At 53.0% G+C, this 23,344-nt stretch carries 19 protein-coding genes; 8 read left to right on the top strand and 11 right to left on the bottom strand.

The window, feature by feature from the left end; translation table 11 throughout:
- Positions 1–1,472: 1,472 nt before the first annotated feature.
- A complete protein-coding gene (locus AM586_RS22215; protein ID WP_047825691.1) occupies positions 1,473–1,826 on the top strand; it encodes a helix-turn-helix domain-containing protein in 354 nt (117 codons plus the stop codon).
- A gap of 360 nt (positions 1,827–2,186) precedes the next feature.
- Here the strand turns inward: AM586_RS22215 and AM586_RS22220 are convergent, their stop codons facing one another.
- Positions 2,187–2,639 carry a response regulator gene (locus tag AM586_RS22220; RefSeq protein ID WP_082439448.1) on the bottom strand — a complete coding sequence of 151 codons (453 nt, stop codon included), beginning with the start codon at positions 2,637–2,639 and terminating at the stop codon, positions 2,187–2,189.
- Between the two features lie 197 nt (positions 2,640–2,836).
- Between AM586_RS22220 and AM586_RS22225 the strand changes: the two genes are divergently transcribed.
- Positions 2,837–3,142 carry a hypothetical protein gene (locus AM586_RS22225; protein WP_109370507.1) on the top strand — a complete coding sequence of 102 codons (306 nt, stop codon included), beginning with the start codon at positions 2,837–2,839 and terminating at the stop codon, positions 3,140–3,142.
- Between the two features lie 269 nt (positions 3,143–3,411).
- On the opposite strand, the gene AM586_RS22230 is transcribed toward AM586_RS22225, so the two are convergent.
- Entirely contained in the window at positions 3,412–4,710 is a 1,299-nt protein-coding gene (locus AM586_RS22230) for a type II toxin-antitoxin system HipA family toxin (RefSeq protein WP_047825693.1), read from the bottom strand.
- The gene (locus tag AM586_RS22235) at positions 4,707–5,051 is read right to left on the bottom strand and encodes a helix-turn-helix domain-containing protein (RefSeq protein WP_082439449.1); all 345 of its coding nucleotides are present in this window, start codon (positions 5,049–5,051) and stop codon (positions 4,707–4,709) included. Before AM586_RS22235 ends, AM586_RS22230 begins: the two co-directional genes overlap by 4 nt.
- 507 nt (positions 5,052–5,558) lie before the next feature.
- On the opposite strand from AM586_RS22235, the gene AM586_RS22240 reads away from it, so the two are divergent.
- On the top strand, positions 5,559–7,145 hold the full coding sequence (locus tag AM586_RS22240) for a methyl-accepting chemotaxis protein (RefSeq protein ID WP_082439835.1): 1,587 nt from the start codon (positions 5,559–5,561) through the stop codon (positions 7,143–7,145).
- A 47-nt stretch (positions 7,146–7,192) separates the two neighbouring features.
- Here AM586_RS22240 and AM586_RS22245 read toward each other — a convergent pair whose 3' ends face one another.
- Entirely contained in the window at positions 7,193–8,362 is a 1,170-nt protein-coding gene (locus tag AM586_RS22245; RefSeq protein ID WP_082439450.1) for a sensor histidine kinase KdpD, read from the bottom strand.
- A 326-nt stretch (positions 8,363–8,688) separates the two neighbouring features.
- Here AM586_RS22245 and AM586_RS22250 point away from each other — a divergent pair, with 326 nt between their 5' ends.
- Complete coding sequence (locus AM586_RS22250; protein WP_162600572.1) at positions 8,689–9,045, top strand: response regulator; 357 nt, start codon at positions 8,689–8,691, stop codon at positions 9,043–9,045.
- Between the two features lie 494 nt (positions 9,046–9,539).
- Here the strand turns inward: AM586_RS22250 and AM586_RS22255 are convergent, their stop codons facing one another.
- The 6 genes from AM586_RS22255 to AM586_RS22275 are packed head-to-tail and all read right to left on the bottom strand — an operon-like array spanning position 9,540 to position 14,694.
- A complete protein-coding gene (locus AM586_RS22255; protein ID WP_082439452.1) occupies positions 9,540–10,349 on the bottom strand; it encodes a cytochrome c in 810 nt (269 codons plus the stop codon).
- A complete protein-coding gene (locus AM586_RS22260; protein WP_047825711.1) occupies positions 10,349–11,968 on the bottom strand; it encodes a cbb3-type cytochrome c oxidase subunit I in 1,620 nt (539 codons plus the stop codon). The genes AM586_RS22255 and AM586_RS22260 overlap by 1 nt, the downstream gene beginning before the upstream one ends.
- Complete coding sequence (locus AM586_RS22265; protein ID WP_047825712.1) at positions 11,955–12,542, bottom strand: cytochrome c oxidase subunit II; 588 nt, start codon at positions 12,540–12,542, stop codon at positions 11,955–11,957. The genes AM586_RS22260 and AM586_RS22265 overlap by 14 nt, the downstream gene beginning before the upstream one ends.
- On the bottom strand, positions 12,539–12,709 hold the full coding sequence (locus AM586_RS28650; protein WP_197416472.1) for a hypothetical protein: 171 nt from the start codon (positions 12,707–12,709) through the stop codon (positions 12,539–12,541). Before AM586_RS28650 ends, AM586_RS22265 begins: the two co-directional genes overlap by 4 nt.
- Before the next feature lie 3 nt (positions 12,710–12,712).
- Positions 12,713–13,996, bottom strand: a complete 1,284-nt coding sequence (locus AM586_RS22270) for a cytochrome c (RefSeq protein ID WP_082439453.1) — start codon at positions 13,994–13,996, stop codon at positions 12,713–12,715.
- A gap of 5 nt (positions 13,997–14,001) precedes the next feature.
- A complete protein-coding gene (locus tag AM586_RS22275; protein ID WP_109370508.1) occupies positions 14,002–14,694 on the bottom strand; it encodes a c-type cytochrome in 693 nt (230 codons plus the stop codon).
- A 767-nt stretch (positions 14,695–15,461) separates the two neighbouring features.
- Between AM586_RS22275 and AM586_RS22280 the strand changes: the two genes are divergently transcribed.
- Positions 15,462–18,842, top strand: coding sequence for a PAS domain S-box protein (locus AM586_RS22280; RefSeq protein WP_162600573.1), 3,381 nt, complete (start codon positions 15,462–15,464; stop codon positions 18,840–18,842).
- Positions 18,843–18,968: 126 nt separating this feature from the next.
- Here the strand turns inward: AM586_RS22280 and AM586_RS22285 are convergent, their stop codons facing one another.
- Entirely contained in the window at positions 18,969–20,468 is a 1,500-nt protein-coding gene (locus tag AM586_RS22285) for a sensor domain-containing diguanylate cyclase (protein ID WP_082439455.1), read from the bottom strand.
- Positions 20,469–20,977: 509 nt separating this feature from the next.
- Between AM586_RS22285 and AM586_RS22290 the strand changes: the two genes are divergently transcribed.
- From AM586_RS22290 to AM586_RS22300, 3 genes are read left to right on the top strand one after another with little or no spacing between them, the layout of a single operon-like run.
- On the top strand, positions 20,978–21,352 hold the full coding sequence (locus AM586_RS22290; RefSeq protein ID WP_047824938.1) for a transposase: 375 nt from the start codon (positions 20,978–20,980) through the stop codon (positions 21,350–21,352).
- Complete coding sequence (gene tnpB / locus AM586_RS22295) at positions 21,349–21,696, top strand: IS66 family insertion sequence element accessory protein TnpB (protein WP_047824939.1); 348 nt, start codon at positions 21,349–21,351, stop codon at positions 21,694–21,696. Before AM586_RS22290 ends, tnpB begins: the two co-directional genes overlap by 4 nt.
- Positions 21,697–21,725: 29 nt before the next feature.
- A complete protein-coding gene (locus AM586_RS22300) occupies positions 21,726–23,270 on the top strand; it encodes an IS66 family transposase (RefSeq protein ID WP_047824940.1) in 1,545 nt (514 codons plus the stop codon).
- The last annotated feature ends 74 nt before the right edge of the window (positions 23,271–23,344 follow it).

The raw sequence follows: 23,344 nt of genomic DNA on the forward strand, positions 1-23,344 counted from the left end.
GGACGTTGGGGATGTGCTTTTAGACTACTGCACATATGAGAGCTGGGCATAAAGCTCCTTACAGCCGTAGAGATACCGATTCAGCGGCATCACCCGGTGCAGGGTAGTCTCGTTCTTGCGGCGGGTAACGGGTTACGTGCCAGCGACATTTACGTCGCGCGTTCCCGTTCTTATAGCGGAATTTGAAACTCCCGAGCAGTAGCGCTTTTCGCTACTGGAGACGACACCTTTGCCATCGTGCCGCTGCATTTGTGGTGACATCGGCGACGATGCCGCAGAAAGCTATCGGTACGGAGAGCACAGTAGGTATGGTTGAAATTAGGCCGTGTGTGACTGAAGCTTCCGTTGGCGCGGCATGAGCTCACTGTCGCCGCGACCGTAGCCACCATGGTCGGTATGGGCATAGATGGAGGAGCTGCCGGTGCGGCGTGGGTTGCTGCAATTGTCGTCCTGATGGGCTCGCTTATCGCTAACGAGCGCAGCCTGGCATGTGTCTTAGCCACCGCGAAGAAGCGAGACCTGAAGAGGGCTGGATATTAAGCTTTTCAGCGGTCGTGGAAGAACCAGTCGACATTTTATGGGGTAGGTACAGTCTCGCTCTAGCCTTCCCAATAGTCTTCGGGTAGCAGGATTAGATTGAGAGCGAATTGTGTGAGCATTCTTTGCTCATCCTTTGACATGCCCTGCGTGGCTTTTTCAAAGGCATCAGCGACTGTCCTTGCGTCTAGGCTGTCCTTCGGTAATAGAGAATACTCTCGGCGCGCTGTCACCGCAGCGGTAAAAAAGCAATATGACGCCAGAAATAGGTTTGAAAGCATAGTTGCTAGTAATGTGCATAATGGCAGCGCAGCACTTGAATATTTTGCACTTTAACGATTGACTGTCTGGATTTTGCCGCCATAGCGCATCGTATTTAGACGTGCGTTGTAAGGTCTTGCCACATGTAAGGGCAAACCTCGAACGTGATGCTTGTGCCTGTAATAAAAACCGAATTGAAGACTGCCCAAGAGCCAGTTAAGAGTTCCTTCTTCTTTCCCGTCGAGTCGTCAACTACACGTGTGGACGCCGTAGCCCTACGTGCCTTGGATACCAACGTCACAAGGTTTGTTCGCGGCGTTGTCGTCGGAAGTCCGACCAGGTCGCAGAACTCCGGTAGCGACATGCTCTGCTCACGCTGCGTCTGATTTTTTTCAGCATACGCAATTGCCGCTTTAACCGCACGGGCGGCCTTTGGAGCCAATCCCGCCAGGTGGAGGCGAACTTCAGTAGTTTTCATTGTCTAATCCGCTGTTTATGGGAGCGCAAGGGTGAGCATCGCGAGGCCGCGTTGAGAGACCACCTAAGCCCTTGTTTCGATAAGGCCTCATGTACCCACGCACGTGGGTCCAGTAGTGTGTTCGGGCGATGCTGGCGTAGAAGGATTCTACGTATTTCGTAGAGAGAGCTCAAGGCATAACTGCGAATATCGTAGGATGACAAGAAATAAAGAGCCCCAAAATCTCTTTGGAAGGCGGCTTAGGCACGTTCGTCAGGCTCGAGGGATGGCACAGGACCGACTTGGCGTGGCGATTGGCCTCGATGAAGCAGTAGCGAGTGCCCGGATGAGTCGTTACGAAACAGGCACGCACGACCCAGCCTACAACACGGCGGTGCGCATAGCGAAGGAGCTAGGCGTAGAAGTGGCATACTTTTACACCGATGATGATGACCTCGCTGAACTCATCTTCAAGTGGCAAGGGCTTACGCCATCAGAACAACAGGAATTACTCAAGATAGCCCGAAAGCACGGGCCGCAGTCGTCTGCAGAGCGAGACGTATTTTCCTAGATGTCGAGCTTTTCTAAACCTATTGCCGAGGACTGGCACTGGCCCGCGCGGCCCTCTACAGCGTGAGTCCGGCAGACATCCGATGAAGGAGCCTGGTCGACAGTCCGTTACGCATCTTGGTCTGCCCTCGACTAAATTTGAATCTTGGACGGTCGGCAGCTTGAGGACGGTGCGAGCTAGCTACGTCATGGAGTTCACGACGTAGCACTGCCTCTCAAATACTGCGGGAGAATTTTGACGGGGTCTGGCAGAGCAGGTGAGTCTTCAATCACGAACTCGACGTACCTGGACACACTGTTGGGCTGATGACTAGCGCACGACTGCAGGCTGGGGGTACGTCATAGCGAATAAGGTAGTGCTTTAGTGGCAGCTTCTGTTAGCACATACGTCACCGTATGCACGCTCAACATTCAAAGCTAGTAGCCTCCGCCCCTTCACGGCGGCAATTGGTTCAAGGACGCTGAGAACTCGTTCCATCCTCGCTGGCTTAAGCAGGTAAGAAGCAAAGCCTGCTTTGAGTGCTTCGATTTCCATACCTTTTCGGTAAGTAGCGGTGTGAGCTAGGAGCACGACGTTTTCAGCACCAGCATGCGAGCGAAGCTGACTAGCCAGTTTGAAACCATCGACATCTCCAAGGACGAGTTCAGTCAATACCACGTCAGGCATTGATACCTTTACGCCTGCCATTGCTTCCGCACCATTTCGCGCCGCCTCGACTGTGCAACCCATCAGCTCAAACAAGGTAGCCATGACTGAGCGCAGGTCGTCATCAGGGTCGACTATGAGTAGCCGTAACGCAATCTTCTGACTCATGATTGTTGATAATCTTGAATTATCGAAAACGCTTCATTGTACGTCTAAAACAGGCAACCTTTTTGTATATATATTGTAAATACAGACAAGGATGGGCGTGTGATTGTTCAGATGTGTCGCTCTACAGTACCAGTGTTGCCACTTTCATGTGTTACTGATACTGTATATATATACAGTATTTGAGATAAGGTGATGCAATGGCAGAAGACATAGGACACTCGTCCATCCCGAAGGACTTTCCCCGCGCCAACCTGATTGATGAAGTTCTCGTGAACTACCAACTTTGTGAGGAGCTCGTTCGCCACGTTGTAGATGAGGTACGTAAAGAGCAACTCCAGAGCCCGCTGTTGGCTACACCCGAAATCGTAGCCATGCATCTCGAGACAGCTCGCAACTTCGGATGGGAAGGTTTTCCAGGCGAAATCGAGTGGATATTCCGAAACGTGGTACGAGAGTTAGGCTGTGATATGCCTGAGCTTCTGGTTACGCAAGCAAGTACCTGATACAGTGTTTACAGGAGAGAGAGGAGCCGGCGTGGACATTATCTTCATCGTCATAGCAGCTGCTGTCTTGGGTTTCGCAGTCGGTCGCATCAAAGGCCTTGCACGATTCAACCGTCGGCGTGCGTGGAGAGACACCGAATACAGATGAGAAATTACGTCCAGGTGCTTCGTTTGTGTCGGAGCTACTTGGACGCCGGGGATGTGGTGTTACGAGCCTAAGCTGCCTCGTAGCGATGTCGACTAAAGGAGCGAAAATCTGGCTTCTCGAGCTAGGCCAGCGCGACTCCGCCCGCAAGTCGCTCGCTAACCGCACGCGCCATGTCGTCGGGTGCTCCCTTGAGGAGTTCAGGCCAGTCAGCCTTGGCGTTGGCCACCACGCCTTTGGCGACCTGGAGGACGCGTTGAGGGCGCTCGACCTTGGCTTTGGCAAGCAGAGCTTCAAGGTCACTCCAAGAGAAGGCCCGCACCGTCTTATCGATGGTGCGGTTGATTGCATAGTCCTGTGGCGGTACCCCCTCAAAGAAGGCGGTCACACAGACGGGGTCATAAAGCGGCGCTAGCACTGCTTGCCTACCGTCCGGATAGCACACTGCCCAGTTCTTGAGGTGTGCGTCGGTGTTACCCATCAGAATAAACGTCACGAAGCGGTTGATGAATTCCTGCACGTCTAACGTCGGCCGCGCGGAAAGGTTCTGGATAACGCGCAGCATGGCTGAGTAATCTGCTTCGAGGCCCTTGCCATATTTTTGGTTGGGGTCGTACCCTAGGACTTGGGCGAATTCTTCCATATGAACCCGCTGGCCACCGTGACTGCGGTCGAATCGCTCGACCGCCAAGATGTCGTGGAATGGTACGTTTTCCGGCAACTCAGCATCTTCCCGAGAAATTACGGAGGCATTGGCGCATGTCAGGCCGACCGCCTTGCAGAGCTGGAACCCCATGAATTCGTTCGCCACTAGGTCGGGATGTCGGGCGGTCGGCAGCTTGAGGATGTGCGAGCTGGCTCGGCCATGGCGGTTCACAACGTAGCGCTGCTGTTCGAGTACCGCAGAGAATTTGGTGACGATGCCTGGCAGAGCTGATGCGTCTTCGAGGGGAGGCTCGACGGACCCGAGTTCAAGCACGTCCAATCCGAATTCTGTGTGCCAGTCGCGTACGACGTCGGGAATGGTCTCGTTAGCAAGAACGGGTTCGACCTCAATCGCCCCCAGCAGGTCGCGCCCCGCAGCCGCTAACAATTCGAACTCATCGTCTGTAGTACAGCCGCGCTGCGCCGCCAGGCGGTCGCGGTTGCCTCCTTCGGGCAGCAGGTTCTGGAAGTAGGCCGGCCACTTGCCTCCACCGCGAGACAAGCGAACATCCCGAGCTGCAGTAAGGATTTCCTTGGTAGCCGATTCGTTTGCACCGATATAGCTCAACGACAGTATCTGGTGGTTCTCATCCTTGACATAGTTCTCGGTGAACGTCACTCGCAAGATATCGCCGTACTGGGACAAGTATCCGATGAGCTTTCTGCCGCTCGTTGGTGAGTGCAGAAATAGACGAAGGCACCGAATAGATGAGGTCACTGGTTTCGTTTAGACCGTCTTGATGTCGGCAGGAAGTCCTCTGGCTTCAGAAGCTCATCGACTATCGAAAGTGGCGCAGCAAGACCTGGCGGTTGGCCAAGAAACCGACCGCCGGAGCGTACGAAGCTTTCGAGTTCCGGGCGCAGCGCTTTCGGCACAAGCATCAAGTCCATCCCTAACGCACGTGCGAGCACCTGGACTGTGGAAAGGCGGGGGTCAATCCTGCCAGCTTCTGTGCGCTGAACCGTCATTCGCGTCACCGTGGCTCGCTCGGCCAAAGCCTCATGTGTCAAGCCAGCGGCTTTCCTCGCAAGCCGAAGTTCATTCAATACATTGCTCATTATAGTACTCATTTACGCCAAATTGAGTAGAGAGATTAGCACAAGGGGGCACGTTCAAAGTACACGCGATTTCGACTGTTTCTGCAGGATGTTTATGCTTCCATAAGGATGAAAACCCTGGCGGCAGGCCGGAAGATTCACTCGCATCGGCGCTGCAGAGTCTGCGACATTGACCCCGGTCACTGCCGGGTCACTAGCAGGCAAAGTTCCTTGGTCCCTGTTACAGCAACATGAGTCGCTGCACAGTGAGTCTCGACCCAAGAGTGGATGACAGAGATATCATGAAAAGGGCGACACGCACATGAGCCAGGAAGATGCGGACCGACGACTCCGCAGTCAGGTCAATGACAACGCAATGGGTGAAAAAATTGACAAATTTGGTGAACTTAACAGTTGCTTAGTTGAATTTTGCACATTGACGGCAATAAACCACACGGAAATTCAATTAAATTGACGACTGGCAACTTCAGTCTGATACTTGCGCTAGGAAAATTTTTGGGAGTGGTCGTGAGCTTTTTAGACTCGTTATCGTTGAGGAAGAAACTGAACCTCGGCTTCGGTATCATCGTCGTTTTACTTATAGTTTTAGCAAGTTTCTCAGTGACAAGAGTCGTCGGCATTGGCTCTGCGCTTCGGGCACAAAGGGACGTAGCAGAGAAGAAGCTCGTAGCTTTATATGTAGCGCGCGAAGCTCTTGACCAAACCGGTATTGCAGCGAGAAACGCTTATGTGTACAAGGCAGATGCAGATGCCAGTCGCGAGCTGACAATCCTCGACAGCCAAAAGCTTATCTATCTTGAACAGTTAACCAAACTGGATAAGGAATTTGGCGACGACGCGCAGTATGCGAAAGTTCGCAACGGTATGAAGACTATGGCAAGGGAGCTCGAGCGACCCCGGCAGTATCGGGAAAGTGGACAAATGGATGAATTTGCTCGTTTCCTTGTTGATGATTGTTCGCCACTTCGTCGTCGCATCGTCGCCGACATCGCTGTGCTTCTCAACTCGGTAGAGAAACAAAATAATGCTGCTAGCGACCTTGCGCTGGCGCATGAGCACTCAGCAATCATCTTGATTGGCACAGTTAGTGGCGCAACCCTTTTTATTGCTATCCTAGTAGCCTCAATGATTTCTCGCGCATTGTATCGGCAGCTCGGTGGAGACCCGGCCGGTGCAGTGAGGGCTGCTGTTAGTATTGCTCAGGGCGACCTGCAGGCCGATGTTGAGGCAGCGGGTGCTCATCCCAGGAGCCTCATGTCTGCAATGAAGACGATGCATGATAATTTGCACGTCATCGTGTCCAAAGTCCGTGGGGGCTCAGAGAACATCAACGTAGCCTCTTCCGAGATTGCGTCAGGCAACCTGGACCTTTCAAGCCGAACCGAAGCACAAGCCGCAGCTTTAGAGAATGTGTCAGCTTCGATGAAGGCGCTACTCAACTCTGTCAGTCAAAATGCTTCCGATGCGGATAGTGCATGCGCTATCGCTGCAAATGCCACTGCTGTGTCTGAAGAAGGCGGAAGAGTAGTCGCCAAAGTTGTTCAGACAATGGCTGAGATTAATGCATCATCACAAAACATCGCCGAAATCGTAAGTGTCATCGATAGCATTGCATTTCAAACGAATATTCTCGCATTGAATGCAGCTGTTGAGGCCGCTCGAGCTGGCGAGCAAGGGCGTGGGTTTGCGGTTGTAGCGTCTGAGGTTAGAAATCTTGCGCAGAGGTCAGCTGCTGCAGCCAGGGAAGTCAAAGTTCTCATCGCTGACTCTGTTCAAAAGGTCAGCGATGGAACTACCCTCGTTGAACTGGCCGGCTCGACGATGAACTCTGTAGTTGCTGAGATTCAACGTGTCTCGGGACTTATGTCACACATTAGTCTAGCTGCCAAGGAGCAGAACACCGATATCGCGAATATCGACAAAGCGATTTCCGGATTGGATGACATGACACAACAAAATGCAGCCCTAGTTGAGCAGGCTGCTGCTGCTGCTCAAGCACTGCAGCAACAGGCCACAGAGCTAAGCGCTACTGTTCGAGTATTCAAAGTCAGTCGCGCTGACAAGATTATCAGCACTAAAATACTGACAGCTTAACGGCACTGATAATATCGGCGTAGGGGTCATGTGCCTGGTCCAGTAGACTAATTCTGGACCATCTTTTCGCTATGAGGCTCCCGGAGATTACCTTTATCTTGAACGTTTTTTGCTGCGATATCTCGGCAGTCGATAGGGACGTCGATGGTAAACGTAGTACCTTTGTCTGTACTGCTATCGACAATTATTGAACCGCCGTGGCTTTCTACCACCGCCCGCGCCATCGAAAGCCCAAGGCCCCATCCTCTAACTTCGCCCTCATGCCAGCGCTGAAAAGTAGCAAAAATCTCTTTCTGATGCTCCTTCGGAATCGGCTCACCTTCGTTATGAACCGAAAGCGCCAGACGCGAATTCTTCACTTGAAAAGAAACTTCGATATCTCCGCCGGGAACCCCATACTTCTCAGCATTTGATAAAAGATTTTCTAACACTCGCTTCATCTGGTCGCGTGACCAGAACCCAGTTATAGAATTACCTTGAATCACTGCTCTATTGTGTGTTAAGTCTTCAGCAACCTCCTTAACTAACTCACACATATCGAACTTAGTTATTTTTAGGGTGTCGAAAACGCGATTATTGAATGCGGCTGTATCCAAAAGAGAATCGACCATTTTCCCGACCTCTATCAGCTTGCTGCACACCCGTCGATTCAGGTCTGCTGTTTCTTGCTCTGCCGTCCTCATCTGGATAACCTGCGCGGCACTTAGTGCAACCTGTATTGGGTTGCGAATGTCGTGAGAGATTCCGGCAACAAAAATCTCATAATTTTCACGCTGCTTATTAACATAACCATCGCTTGCTTCCGCAATACCTCTGTCAAATGACTCATCTAACGTTAGTATTTCCTGACGCGTCAGATGAATACCTTTGTGGAAGCTCATGTCAACAATTAAACGTTTTAGAATATACAATTCTTGCAAAACATTTGAAATAGTAAAGTTAGTTCCACCTGCTCGTTCACGGCCGTGTACATAAGATATGTTCGTACCTTCTGTCGCAAAAGAACGAGTGTTCGACCCAGATAACGACTCCATAACGTTATCATAAAAAACATGAACAGTGTCCTGTAGTGCTGAATCACTTAATTCAGTCGCAACGGAAATCCGTTTTCGGACCTGCACCTGCCACTCATTCATTATCTCTGCTTTAAGAGCTGAAAATGCCTTAGCAGGACTATTAAAGGCGCTTGCACCTTTATCACCGTAATTTCCGCTCATAACCTTTCCTTTTGGATGCGTCGCGAAAAACCCTGATTTTTATTCTAGGGATATGCGTAACGTAGTCCTTTTCCTACTGTAGCAGCAGTCGCGCACTTACCCTAGGAATAAATTTAAGAATCTTATTCTGATAAAATCCATACATTAACAATCTGATGATTCTTGGGCTCTTAGCTTATGGACGAGAAAACGAAGAAATTATTAAGAAAGGTTTTATTTTTTAAAATTACACTAACTCAGCGTTTTTAGATTGCTCAATGATAACGTACTCTTTAGATGCTATCGATTCTATACGTAAAGAAAATGCTTCCAAACATGTTCTAGTGGTGGATGATAATATCCCTTTGGCTGACACTATGAGTATGTTGCTGGAGAGCATGGGGTGTAATGTTGAGACGGCATATCATCCAGACGTTGCACTGTCGAAGTCTCAAGAAAAAACTTTTGATTTCTTTGTTCTCGATATTGGTCTGCCAGATATGAACGGTTATGAGTTAGTTGAAGCTTTGCGAAAAAACAAGAAAAATGAAACGGCAACATTTTTGGCTTTCTCAGCATATGGAGACAAAGCTTATTCTGAGAAATCACTAGCCTCGGGTTTCAAACACCACTTTGTCAAACCGGCAGATATCAACGAAGTCATAAAGGCCATTACGGCAGGCTCAAAAGTTTGCCTGAAGTAAGAAATTATTCCAAATTGCAATTTCATTGCAAAGCCGTACCTTCATTGCATATGAGAAAAAACAACTGCTGGTTCGGAATTGATGATTTTGCCGATAACCGGCTTTAGAAACGAGTGTACATCAGAAATTGGCAGAATTGATATGTGGGCAGCGTGACATATTCGGCATTTTAAAGATGGGATATGTCAGCTTTGCCATATAAAAAGCCTGACTTATGATTGTCCCGACACTTTCAATGAATAGACACGAGTGCCAAGGTAACCCAAGATTTTCCCGAGACTCAACTTGCCTTAGCACGTGGCATCGTGTCTGGGTGCAGGTATAGCAGTGACAGTAATGTCGTCAGAGGTGGGACGCTCTTCGTCAGCCGACGAGGGGGTGTCGCGTTTTGGTAAGGTGATGGCTTAAACGGTGACTAGTAACAATCGTATGTGCGCTTACCATCGAACCCTATGGCGAGGAGTGGTAAACGGTCTCTCATGCAGCTCTTAGCACTAGTCGCGACCTGGCGCAGCTTTGCGAGCATAGAAAGTCGCAACGGCGTCGATTTCCTGAGGTGTCATCGCTCGTGCAACGTTGCGCATTTGTAGCTCTCCGTCGTTTCTACGTTCGCCACGTTTAAAGAGTGCCAACTGCTGAATTAGATACTCTTTCGGCATACCTTCGAGCCACGGGGCGCCAAGCTTCTGGTCAACTCCACCGTGACAGGAAATACAAGGTGCGATGTTACGCATGGGGTCGCCATTGCGAACAAGAACTGGAAGAGCCTCATCGTAAGTCGTTGGAGCAGTCCTAGCCTTAGGGAGACTCGCGTAATAAGCAGAGAGGTCCTTAATGTTCTGGTCAGATAAGTTCTGTGCTAGAGCGGTCATGATGGGATTGGCACGCTTGCCGCTCTTATAGTCTACAAGCTGCTTACTGACCACTTCCGGGTACTGGCCAGCCAGGTTTGGTGCGTCCGACCGACTGAGACCCTGCGCACCATGACACATCGTGCAGTTGAGGGCTAACGTCGCGCCACGGCCGATGGAGTCTGATGGCGCCTGCTTAGCCATCTCAGGCAGTAGCACGACGTTTGTAGCGACAACTGGCCCAGCGCGCTCACCGCTAGAGTTCGTCCACGATGTCGGGACACCGGCAGCACGGCAAATGCTGTCCCAGATGCCAGCCGCGCGGTAGTCGCGTTGTGCGGAAGGAAGCAAAACAAATGCTATCAACAGCGAAAATAGAGTAAGTGCGATAAGCCCGAGAATGCTCACTCGAGCAAGCCGGTTGGTTTGTGCGGAAGTGTCATGTTCACGCATTAGCGTTCTCCAATCGGTATAACAGGCACATATGCGTTAGGCGTCGCAGCCAGCTGTGCGATTGGGTATCCATAGTTGACTACAGTAAGAGCAATCATCATTGCTACCCACAGACCAAAGCCGTTTAAAGCTCGAGGTGTCTTCGTGTGAGGATGCACTGCCTTACTAAACAAGAACGGAGAAACCGGTGCTGCCTGCTTCTTCGCGAAAGCCAAAATGTAGAGGAACAACGCAGCGGAAATTACAAGTAGTAATCCGCCAATGGTCGAAATGGTTACAGTGATTGCTTGTGGGTGGAGCGCCGGGTTCGTGTAGTCGTAGTAGGCCATGCGGCGAGGAGCGCCGAGCAAGCCGACCAGGTGCCACGGCATGGTCAATACCATCATGCCGACGAACCAAAGGGTCAGCTGCGTTCTAATGAGCGATACAGACAGCGGCGCGGAGTTGCGTAGTTGCGGCCATAGTTCATATGCAGCCATGAAATACATACTCACGATGGCGCCGGCGAAAATCAGGTGGAAGTGTCCTGTTACCCATTGGGTGTTATGAATGGTTTCGTTCAACTGGTAGCTCATGTTGATGAGCCCGCCAGCGCCACCGAAGCCAAGCATGATGAATGCGTAAGTCACCGCCAACATCATTGGGTTAGACCATGGTAGCGACTTTACCCAGCCAAATGGTCCAATCCCGCCACGCAGTCGTCCAACCACCTCCGCTGTCGCCACAATGGTGAAGACAGTCAGCAGAGTAGGAATCGAGACCATAGCGGTCATGGCGGCATGCACGAACTTAAAGCCTGAGCCAACCTGCGGGTCCGCAAAAAGATGGTGGATACCGATAGGCATTGAGAATACCAAGAAGAGTGCGAACGCCACACGGCCCATGGTGTCGCTGTACAACCGCCCGCCAATCGCACGTGGAAACATCGTGTAGAACACAATGTATGCCGGCATGAGCCAGAAGTAGACGATTGCGTGAAGAGTCCAGGAGAACAAAACCCGAGCTAGACCTGCGTTGATGGTGTCGGTCAGCCCTAGTGACGCTGGTAGGACGAGAATCAGGATTTCGCTTGCAGCTCCCACCGACGTCCAAGCCCAAAGATATGCCCCGGCGACGTTACCGTACATCGCCAGCGGTACTGTCTCGCCAGGGTTAGCCTTTTTCCAAGCCCGCAGATTTATGGACATAAGCGCGACCCAAATCCAGGAGCCGACGACAACGAGCACGATGCCGAGATAGTAGAAGGGACTTGCAATCATCGGCGGGTAGAAAGTGTAGAGTACTGACGACTTACCTGACGCAGTCGTTGCCGCAGCCATCAACGTACCTGATATAACGAGCCAGAAGCCAATCCAGGCCCACCGTAGCCCTATCAGTGGACGCTTCAACGTAATCTCAGTAATCGCGTAGCCAAACCCCATAGCCACTAGCGTTGGGAGCACATAGCCCATCACAGTGCCGTGTGCCGTCACGGACCTGTAATAGTGCTCAGGGTTGTTGACCCAAGCATGAAGAGGGCTGCGAATGTACATCTGCCATTCGCCTAGAACGATTGCAGCAAAAAACGCTACGAACGCGACCCAGAAGTGGGCTAAGACTAGTTTTCTAGCGTTGTACACAGTTCAGCCTTTCAGATGCTTTGACCTTAGCAAGAAACTCTTCTTGAGGGATAACTTGGACGCGAGCCCACATGGCCTCGTGTCCAATGCCGCAGTACTCATGGCACGGCATTAACTGTTCTCCCTCCTTGGGAAAGGTCGTTGTGAACGTCGAGACAAACCCAGGGATTAGCATAGTGTTCGCATTCGTGCGGCCAACGACAAACCCGTGAATTGCATCGGTGCTCGTGCCGCGGAAGGTAACCGGTTGGCCTGCCGGGACTACGATGCACTGCGGAGAGAATGAGTACTGTTGCGCGATGAGGCGCACAACCACACGACCATCATTTTCGAGGGATGTCCCCAGGTTACTTTCGACGAACTCGCCTTTGATATGCAGTGTTTTTACGTCGACGCTCTCCACGCGAGACGGCGGCATTGCTGCCCAGTGCAGCCCGGTGAAAATCATCATCGCCAAGAGTGAAGCAATGATGAGGACGACGATGATTGCCCATCGACGTTCTGCAGCATTTGCAACGCTCTCTGAAAGATGGTGTGTATCAGAGGACGGTCCAGGTTGAGTCGGTGGTGTCATTGCACTGCGCCTCTAGGCAAATAAACGAACACATAAAAGAGATAGAAAATCGCAGTGACGATGAACGTCGCGACGCCGGCTACGGCAAATGCTCCTGAAGGCCCGCGCGCAACAATCTCGTCTATTTTTCTTTGCTCAGTTTCGTCGTCTTCGTAAGGAGTTTGCATGGCTTATTCCGGTAGGAGTCTGCGCAAATCGTTCACTTGGCTTGGATTCACTGGAGTGCCGTTATTGCCCCAAGCAACGCGAATATAGGTGACCGCGGCAGCGACTTCGTTGTCATTGAGGATGTGCGAGAACGGGGGCATGCCATGCGGACGTGGGTTCTTACGCGTACCAGGCGGGTAGCCACCGTTCAGTACCATGCGAATCGAGTTAACCGGTGACTCCATGGTGATGGACTGGTTGCCGGATAACGGGGGATACGAGGGCGCCTGGCCTTGTCCTTCGGCACCGTGACATACCGCGCATTGGGCTGCATAGACACGTCGACCAACTTCCATAATCTCTGGAGATACGAGTCGCGCCTGGCTCGACGGCGGCGGCGTGCTGTCCTTTTGCGGTAAGGCCTTCAGGTAGACGGCCATTGCTTTAGCGTCTTCATCCGTCAGGTATTGGAGGCTGTTGTACACGACCTCAGCCATTGGTCCATAGACGGTCCCCCGGTGAGAAACACCAACTTGCAGGAGGTCCGCGATGTCCTGGATTTTCCAGTCTCCGAGGCCGGCTTCTCTGTTCGACGTCAGTGAGGGCGCGTACCAGTTCTGGTTTGGAATCATCCCGCCTTCGAACGCTTTAGATTCACTTGAGCCGCCAAGCGCGTTCACAGCCGTATGACACATCGCACAGTGGCCCAGACCTTTGACCAGATATGCGCCACGGTTCCACTCTGCGGATTGACTATGGTCAGGCTTGTACTCGCCCTCTTTGAAGTAAAGGGTTCGCCAACCTAGGAGAAGTTCACGGTTGTTGTAGGGGAATCGGAGCTCGTGTTCGCGGTTCTTCTGCTTAACCGGCGTAACCGACATCAGGTAGGCAAAAATCGCATCGGAATCTGTCCTGGTCACCTGTGTGTAAGAGGCGAAAGGCATCGCAGGATAAAGCAAAGTCCCATCCTTTGAAACGCCCGTATGCATCATTCGATAGAAGTCGTCTGGCGTCCATTGACCAATGCCCGTCTCATCGTCAGGTGTAATGTTCGGAACGTAGAGATTGCCAAAAGGCGTTGGCATTGCCCGCCCACCCGCAAACGCAGGACCATTTGGCATGGTATGGCATGCGACACAGTCGCCAGCCCGGGCCAAGTATTCGCCCCGACTGATGATGTCATTCGAGGCAGGATGTGGAGAATCCTTTCCATGGGGTAGCGCACCAGGACGAAGGAGGTATAGCGCTGCTATCACTAGCAGGCCGAGGACAATTGCGGCTATAGAAACACGGGCACTTGTACGCATACGATTTACCGTTGGCTACCGCAGGCGAGCGGCATTCGAACAAGGTTTGAGGGCTCAGGTGAAGCATCGCTAGGCGGCGTCTGATGAGCCAGCCAAGCGGCGACCGCGGTGATGTCGGTATCGGAAAGGCGTGATGCAATCCGCTTCATGCAATCAGGCTCTGCAGCACGACGCTCGCCGACTCGCCATCTTGTGAGCTGGCCAACAACATACGCCGGCCGCAGGCCAGCCAGACCTGGTATGCCTGGCTGCATGCCGGTCAGATTCTTACCGTGACACGCGATGCATGCCGGGATACCTTTTGACGAGTCCCCAGCTGTCGCAAGCGTTTGGCCGCGTTGGATGACCGCAGGGTCTACCGGAGTAGCTGCTTGGTTACTAAATGCTGGTCGCTGAGCCGCAAAGTGAGCAGCAATCTCCTTCAGGTACGAGTCTGGCAGGTAGGCCACCAGGTAGTTCATAGGGGGATAACTTCTAGTGCCATCGCGGAAAGCAACGAGTTGGTTGTAGAGGTATCCCGCCGGCTTACCGGCAATCCTCGGAAAATACCCGTTACCTGTACCTTGACCTTGCTGGCCATGACAAGTCACGCAACCTTGAACTCGAGCTTCGATTGATTCGAGCTTCTTAAACGCCGGGATAGCTTCATTACCTTGCGCAGCTTGTGCGTAAGCAGCAGCACTTCCAAAAACCATCATTATCCCAACTACTAAATTTCTCGCTTTCTGTAGCGTTAGAATGGTCCTGCTCAAATGTAAAGTCATAAAGATACCTTACGTTATAGCTCAAACTTTATTTAATATTTCGAAGCATAAAGCGGATTCTAATCAAGCTTTCCGTCGATAAAACCCCGATGACAAAAGCTATCCTAAGGACGACGTTCTCAAGCTAAAGACCGTTTTAAAGACTCTGTAGTCCTGTTTATAGGAAACTAAGTAGATATAAAATCGACATGACTTTAAGATACCATGAGTCTGAGACATACAGAGCACGATAGTAGAATCAAATCTGTCAAATAAATGCTCGGTTTTTGTTCGGTGGGTTCAAATATTCTTACTCTAATTTTGACTGTCACCACGACCCACATGGAAAAAGACGTGAATAAATTCGTCAAATTTGGGGCGGCGTTAAAAGGCTAAAACTCATTCGTATACCGCTTACCGGAGGAGGGGGCTCAACACCCCGCGGCCGAGAAGGTGCGAAGCGTCAAGCGGGATACCATGGACGCGCACTGGGCAGCTGCTAGAGGTGAGGTAGGGACAGGCAAATCCGTCCGAAGTCTGGCTGGGGTCCTGCCAGGCCCAGGCAGTAAGGCTTTGCAGGTGCCGACCTCTCGGCCTCAATCGAGGTTCGAACGACACAAATGAGGTGGAAGGCCGGAGGTACATACGGGCACAGCATGTTGCGTTGTATACTGTCCGGCCAGCGTGCCTCTGCGCTTATTTGTGCCGTCATAAAGCTCTCGATGATGAACGATTCGTCTTTGACCCGTCCTGTTTTCTCGGCGGATGTAGTTGACTTGCTTGGCTATCAACGCGAGGCATTCCAACAAGTTGACGCTGGTTCTACGGTTGTCCAAGTGTTGGGTGATTTTGCTCTGAAGTGCGAAGGACTAGCGGACGCCAAAGTACACCTCACTTTCCTTCTGCAAAGCGCTTCGTCTCAACGGCTACAGCATGTAGCTTTGCAGACGCTGCCGGCACAGTATCGTGGAGCTATCGAAGACAGTACTGGTCATGCAACGCCTGTGTTACCTGAGCCGTTTGGACAGGAGCGCGAGGAAAGGCATTTGGTTGATATCGCACAGGAGTCACAGTGGCCTGAATGGCGAGCAATCGCACTTACCAATGGCTTACGCGCCATCTGGTCAGCTCCCATCCTGCTTGGCACTGGCCAAGTTGCGGGCGGTGTAGTTTGCTACTTTGAGCAGCCAAGAGTCTTGGATGCCCATGACTACGGGATGCTTGCCCTGATTGCGCAAACTGCAGCGCTAGTACTAGACCGTCACACAGTCGCGCACTCAATGTTGGCCGCGCAGGACCGGCACCGCCAAATCTTCAATAGCGCGACTGACTTCGCTATTGTCGCGACAGACCTTCAGGGAGTGGTAACTGACTGGAACGAAGGTGCACATCGTATCTTGGGCTGGACCGAGGAGGAAGCATTAGGTTTTAGGCTGCATCGTATCTTCACTCCGGAGGACGTGGCGTGCGGTCGCCCGGAAATCGAGATGCAGACTACCTTGCAAGAGGGTTTCTCGCCTGACGAACGCTGGCATTTGCGTAAGTCGGGAGAGCGCTTCTGGGCGGTTGGTCAGATGACGCCGTTGAAAGCAGCTACTGGTGAGGTCGTCGGATTTCTGAAGGTGCTGCGTGACCGAACCGACCAAAAGCTCAACGAGACACGAAAAGAAATACATGCTGCTAGTCTTGAAACGCAAGTGGTTGAACGCACTCGCGAGCGCGACCTTATCTGGAAAAACTCTCTCGACTTGCTGTTAGAAATTCACTTCGATGGAGTCATCCACGCAATCAATCCTGCTTGGACAACAACGCTAGGCTATGGTGAGAGTGACCTTCTGGGACACTATTTTGAGCCCTTCGTTCATCCCGACGATGTTCAGGCAACAGTCGGTGCCATTGCTGCCGCAAGCAAAGGTCCGCTCGAAAGTTTTGAAGTTAGGTTGCGGCACCAGGACGGCTCATATCGTTGGTTTGCTTGGCATGCAGCTCCAGAGGCCGGGATGGTCTATGCAAACGGCCGCGACATCACTTACCTGAAGAAGCAAGAGGAGCAGCTTACCCAAGCTAATGAAGCTAGGCTCCAGCTTGCGCTAGACGCGGGCAGGATGGGTGTATGGGAATGGAACCTGGACTCTGACGAAATCATCTGGCTTCATGGCGCGGCAGGAGTGCATGGCTTGCCGGCATCCGAAGGACCTCTGCCAATGCCACTAGCTGGCTATCTGGATTACGTGCATCCAGAAGACCAGCTGGTACTTGCGGACATCATGACCAAAGCTTTGCAAACGGCCCAAAATGCGCATGCAGAGTACCGAGTAACTTGGCCTGACGGCAGCATTCACTGGCTTGAGGCACGAGGCTTCATGATAGTGAATGAACAGAGCGAAGCAGTTCACATGGTCGGCGTGAGCACGGATATTACCGAACGGAAGCGAACGGAAGCTGACCTTCAGTTCCTTGCCGATGCAAGCGCTGAATTAGCTGGGCTGATTGACCCGAACCAAACGCTGCAACGTCTGGCATACCTTGCAGTACCTCATTTTGCTGACTGGTGTACCGCGTTTCTGCTCCAGCAAGACGGGTCGATTAAGCAGGTCGCGCTGGCCCATGTGGACCCACAGAAGGTAGAGCTCGCAAAACGGCTTCACAAGCAGTTTCCTCCTGAGGTGCATGCACCACGTGGCGTATGGAACGTGATTCGGAACGGCCAAGTCGAGTACGCTCGAGAAATCACTACAGAGATGGTCGAGGCAAATACGCCTCAACCTGAAAAGCTAGCCTTACTGAAGTCGTTGGGCTTAAGGTCGTACGTTACGGCGCCGCTTCGTGTACACGGTAAGGTCATTGGCGCTGTATCTTTTATCGCCGCAGAGTCGGGTAGGCTATATGACGACAACGACATCAAGTTGGCGGAGGACCTGGCGCATCGGGCCGCTATTGCCATTGATAACGCACAGCTCTATCGCACCCTAGAGCAGTCTGATAAAGGTAAAAGCGTATTCCTGGCTACGCTGTCGCACGAGCTGCGTAACCCGTTGGCTGCTATCACTAACGGGTTGAGCTTGATGCGGCTCGTGATAGACGACAAAAAGCGTGTTGAGCAAACAATGACGTTAATGAATCGTCAGGCCACCCAGCTTACGCGACTAGTAGATGACCTGATGGACGTATCAAGAATTGCCACAGGCAAAGTTGTCCTACAAAAGCAAATCGTCAATCTGGCCAACGTTATAACTGACGCTGTTGAAAGTACTCGCCAAGAAGTAGAAGCGAACAGGCACACATTATCTCTGCATCTTCCAGGTGAGGCGTCAGAGCTGTTTGCTGACCCGGCACGACTGCTGCAGGTATTCGCTAATCTGCTGAGCAATGCAGCAAGATACACCAACGCCGGTGGGCAGATTGACGTTACGCTCGAGCGAAGCAACGGTGAGTACTTGGTACGAGTTCGCGATACAGGTATCGGCATCGAAGCTGAGATGCTCCCCAAAGTGTTCAATCTCTTCACTCAAGTAGTTCATCCCGCGCAGCGTAGCCAAGGCGGCTTGGGTATCGGATTGTCGCTGGTCGATGGCCTAGTCAAACTGCACGAAGGGAAAGTTGAAGCATTCAGTGCCGGCTTAGGTCAAGGTAGTGAGTTCGTAGTGCACTTACCTTGCGAAGCAAATAGCAGTACTGAGGCTGAATCTGTCGGTACTGAAACTCCGTCGCTTTCAACGCGAAAGAAGTTTCTGGTGGTAGATGATAACCAGGATGCCGCAGTCACCTTAGCTGAACTTCTACGCACGTTGGACCAAGATGTCGAGCTAGCGTATGACGGTTTGTCGGCCGTATCAACGGCAGAGGCTCTACAACCTGACATCGTCATCTTAGACATCGGTCTGCCTGGAATCGATGGCTATGAGGCAGCACGCAGAATTCTGGCGAACCCAGCAAATAACCGACCAATCCTGATAGCGCTGACTGGGTGGGGGGAAGAGGGTGATAAAAAGCAGGCGGCCGAAGCTGGATTCGACGCACACTTGCTGAAGCCAGTTGAGTTCACGAGACTAACTAAACTTTTACAGACATTTGAGAGCAACCAATCGGTCAAAGGTGCTTGAGCGTCCTCGAGGCAAAAAAAGCCCAGCGAGGACCACTGGGCTAATGTGCCAGTTAAGGGTGTCACCTAAGTGACGGCACATCTTCAGTATAGTAGAGGAACCTGCCGTACACGATTGGGACAGCAACTATATTGCGTTATCAGCATGAGATAGGGGATGCGCAGAAACTACTTTGTTCCTGCCACTTGCTTTGGCTGCGTAGAGCGCAGTGTCTGCTGATGTCACTAGTTCGTCTACACTTTGTACATGGACGCCTTCTGTGCTGCTCACACCAAAGCTAGCTGTGACGACCGAGCTAGCTTCGGAGTAGCCGTGAGGAATGTGGAGGGCTTCAACCTGGCGCCGCATCCTGTCTGCGATTGAGACAGCCGCCTCACGACCACAATCAAGCACGGCAACAAATTCTTCACCACCGTAGCGCGCTAACAAGTCCTCCCCACGCTGTAGACAACCCTGGATAGCTTGCGCAATCTGGCGCAAGCAATCGTCCCCAGCTTGATGTCCATAATGGTCGTTGAATTGCTTAAAGCAGTCGATGTCCATAAGCACAATTGATAGCGGTGCGCTAGTACGAAGGTGCTTACTCCAGTCACGTTTAAGGGTACTGTCAAACAGACGGCGGTTGCCTATGCCTGTCAACGAGTCTGTGAACGCTAGGTCATCCAGGTAACTGTTTTCAGCGCGGAGAACGGATTGTTCAGCGATAGGGCGATAGGCGGCAAACAGCGCGCTCCATATGAGCACTAAGACTCCCGCAATAATCGTAAGGTGGCGCAGCGTTCGTGCGCGCCATGGCGCAAATGCGGACTTCTTTTCAACACCTGCAAAAATCACTAGGTCAAGGTCTGGCAAGGCGCGGTACGCGGCTAGTCGCTGTTTTTTGTCCAGTGGGGACAAGGACTCAAAAGTTCCTGCAGGCGACTTCGGCAGGAGCGTTGTAAAGACCTTACTTGTAGAGTTCACCTTGCCGACGTGCTCAGCCATCCCTGGATGGCGCGCAACTAAGCCTGCATTGCTTTTATAAACCGCGACGGCCGGCTCAACCGAAAAGCCAAACAACGAAAAGAACGATGTCAGCTGAGTGGTTTCCATCCCAACCACCACCACTGCGAGAAAACTGCCTTCAGAGTCGTAGACTGGTTTTGACACACTAAAGAGGATAGGAGACCCGGGCAAACGTGACACCATCGCCATGTCGATATAGCGCTTTCGTGTATCACGAGCGCGCTGGAAAAGAGCCCGGTCCGAAACATCATAAGTTGCTTCTCTGTCGGTAGTTTGCGTTACGACTTTTCCGTCCGAGTCCACAATCCAAATGGCACGGCACCCAATCAAAGTAAGGCAGTAGCCGCGGAGTACCTTCCATACTTCTGGTTGACGAATACCTCCTACTGAGCGCGAAACCCGGAGCAAGTTCGATGCGGCATCGAGACTATGGTCCACATAGGTAACAGTGTCGCGGGTTTGCCGCTCGACCACTCGCGTAATGTCCGCAGCTGTCCCGTAGCTACGTTCCTCGGTATCACGGTAATCCAAAAAGATTTCGAGGGACGTGGCGAGGACGACCACGGCAGTAATTAGTAGCGCAAGGAACGTTGCCTTGAACTTAAGCGAGTGTCCTGTCATCGGATGTCACGTTGGTATGGCATGGTTTCGCTCCTACTTCAAATTCCAATCGAATGAGCCAGCTCTCCATTGTAGTAGCGGTATGCCAGGTCACGAAGCTACTGAGCCTATCAAGTCACAGAGCTGTGCAGTATTGAGGACATGACGTTGGTTTATCAATAAAGCTAAACAAGTGCGCACGAGGTATGAACAGTGGGTAGGCGGACAACATGGTTCACAGCACTCTTACCAGCGTAGAGATAAAAGCAAGGTAGGAAAATTGAGATTTTGCTATTCTCGTTGGCTGAGCACAACAAGAACTTTAGCAGCCTTCACAACAAATCAGTTGCCTGTCGGAACTGAATGATACGATGTCCTAGCGCCTTGTTCGCCCTATATTTGCGCAGATTGTATTGTTGGGAAGTGGCGACTATGCGGAAAGTGAAGAGTAAGCGCCCTCCCAGCACCGTCTGTACGTAGCTGATCCACTCTGCGAAAGTAGTTCCCGTTATTTTTTGACGGGAGCTACTATGGACACTGTTGGCGAGTCAGGCAACCGTAAAGGACGCCCAAATTATCCTGTCGACTTCAAGCGCCGGCTGGCGACGTCGGCGTGCGAGCCCGGTGTATCGGTATCGAAGCTGGCGCAGCAACATGGGCTCAACGTGAACATGTTGTTCAAGTGGCGCCGCGACCTGCGCGCTGGCCTGATGGCCGAAGCAGGCCCCCAGTCGACGCATTTGGTGCCCGTGGTGGTGCAGCGCACGCCGCTACTTCCCGTACTTCCGAGTGCCACGGCGCCGGCACGCCCTATCGAGATCGTCATCGCTGACGCCGTTGTCCGCGTCAGCGCCGGGACCGATGTCGCGCTGCTTCAGCTGGTCCTCCAGAGTCTACGCACATGATCGGCCTGCCCGCCGGTACCAAAATCTGGCTTGCCGCCGGCATTACCGACATGCGTGCCGGGATGAATGGGCTGGCAGCCAAAGTCGAAACGGCGTTATCCGAAGATCCATACTGCGGCCATGTATTCGTGTTTCGCGGTCGACGTGGCGACATGCTCAAGGTGTTATGGTGGTCCGGCGATGGCCTGTGTTTGCTGGCGAAGCGACTCGAGCGAGGCCGCTTCGTCTGGCCGCAGGCGAACAGTGGCAGTGTCTCTCTGAGCCAGGCCCAGTTGTCGATGCTGCTCGAAGGGATCGATTGGCGCCGGCCGGAACGCACCTGGCGGCCGACGTCAGCCTTGTAAACGTGCGCACCCTCGCGTAAACTCAGTCCATGCTGACCGCCGCTGAACTCCCCAACGACATCGATGCCCTGAAGGCGTTGCTGTTGGCACGCGACGAACAGATTATCGGCCTGCAAGCACAGCTGAACACGCGCGCCGCCGAAATCGAGCATCTGAAATTGTGGATCGCCAAGCTGCGGCGCATGCAGTTCGGACGCAAGTCGGAGAAGCTCGATCATCAGATCGAACAACTGGAATTGCAGCTTGAGGACTTGCAGGCAGACGATGCAGAGGCGGAACGGGAAATGCCGGCCGCCGATCGCGCACCGCGCCAGCGTGCGCCGCGCAAGCCGCTGCCTGAACATCTGCCGCGCGACGAAAAAGTGTATCTGCCGGCGACGACAGATTGCCCTGCCTGTGGCGGTAACCTCAACCAGCTTGGCGAGGACGTGGCCGAGCAGCTCGAATTCGTGCCGGCGAGTTTCCGCGTGATCCGCCATGTGCGCCCGAAGTTGGCCTGCAGCTGCTGCGATGCCATCGTCCAGGCCCCAGCGCCGAGCCGTCCGATCGAGCGCGGCATCGCGGGACCTGGTTTGCTGGCACATGTGCTGGTGGCCAAATTCGCCGACCACCTGCCGCTGTATCGCCAATCCGTGATCTATGCACGCGAAGGCGTCGATCTGGACCGCGCACTTCTGGCGAGCTGGGTCGGTGCCGCCAGCGCACTGCTGCGTCCACTGGTCAACGCGATCCGCAAGCATGTGCTGGCGACGCAGAAACTGCACGCTGACGATACGCCGGTGCCGGTGCTCGCGCCGGGCAACGGAAAAACCAAGACCGGGCGGCTATGGACTTATGTGCGGGACAACCGGCCAGCCGGTGACCTGACGCCACCGGCGGTCTGGTTCGCTTACTCACCAGACCGCAAAGGCATCCATCCGCAGACGCACTTGGCCGCCTTCGAGGGCGTACTGCAGGCCGACGCTTACGCCGGCTTCAACGCCTTGTACGAAAGCGGCGGAATCGACGAAGCGGCATGCTGGGCGCACGCGCGCCGCAAGTTCCACGATCTGCACGTGGCGCGCCCATCGCCGCTGACGACAGAGGCGTTGCGCCGGATCGCCGAACTGTATCTGATCGAGGCCGAGATCCGCGGCAAACCACCCGACGAGCGCCGGTCGGTGCGACAAACGCGCGCGCGCCCGTTACTTGACGACCTGGAACAATGGCTGCGCGCCTCGCTTGAAAAACTCTCGCGCAAATCCGATACGTCGGCAGCCATCCTGTACGCCCTGAACCTGTGGCCAGCACTGCTGCGTTATTGCGACAACGGCGCCATCGAAATCGACAACTCGGCTGCCGAACGCGCGCTGCGTGGCGTGGCTATCGGCCGACGAAACTACCTGTTCGCTGGCGCCGACAGCGGCGGCGAACGTGCTGCCGCCATCTACTCACTGATCGGCACGGCCAAGCTGAACGGAGTCGACCCCGAAGCCTGGTTGCGTCATGTGCTGACGCAGATCGCCGACCATCCCGTCAACCGTGTTGACGAACTACTGCCCTGGAATTGCCCTCAGCAGATCAGCCCTGCTTGAACAACACGTCGCTTCCCAGCGAGGTGAAGTCATCATCGATCAAATCGGTATGCTTCTCAAGACGGTGGTGGGGC

Origin of the sequence: Massilia sp. WG5, assembly GCF_001412595.2 — a bacterium.
Lineage (GTDB): Bacteria > Pseudomonadota > Gammaproteobacteria > Burkholderiales > Burkholderiaceae_D > Telluria.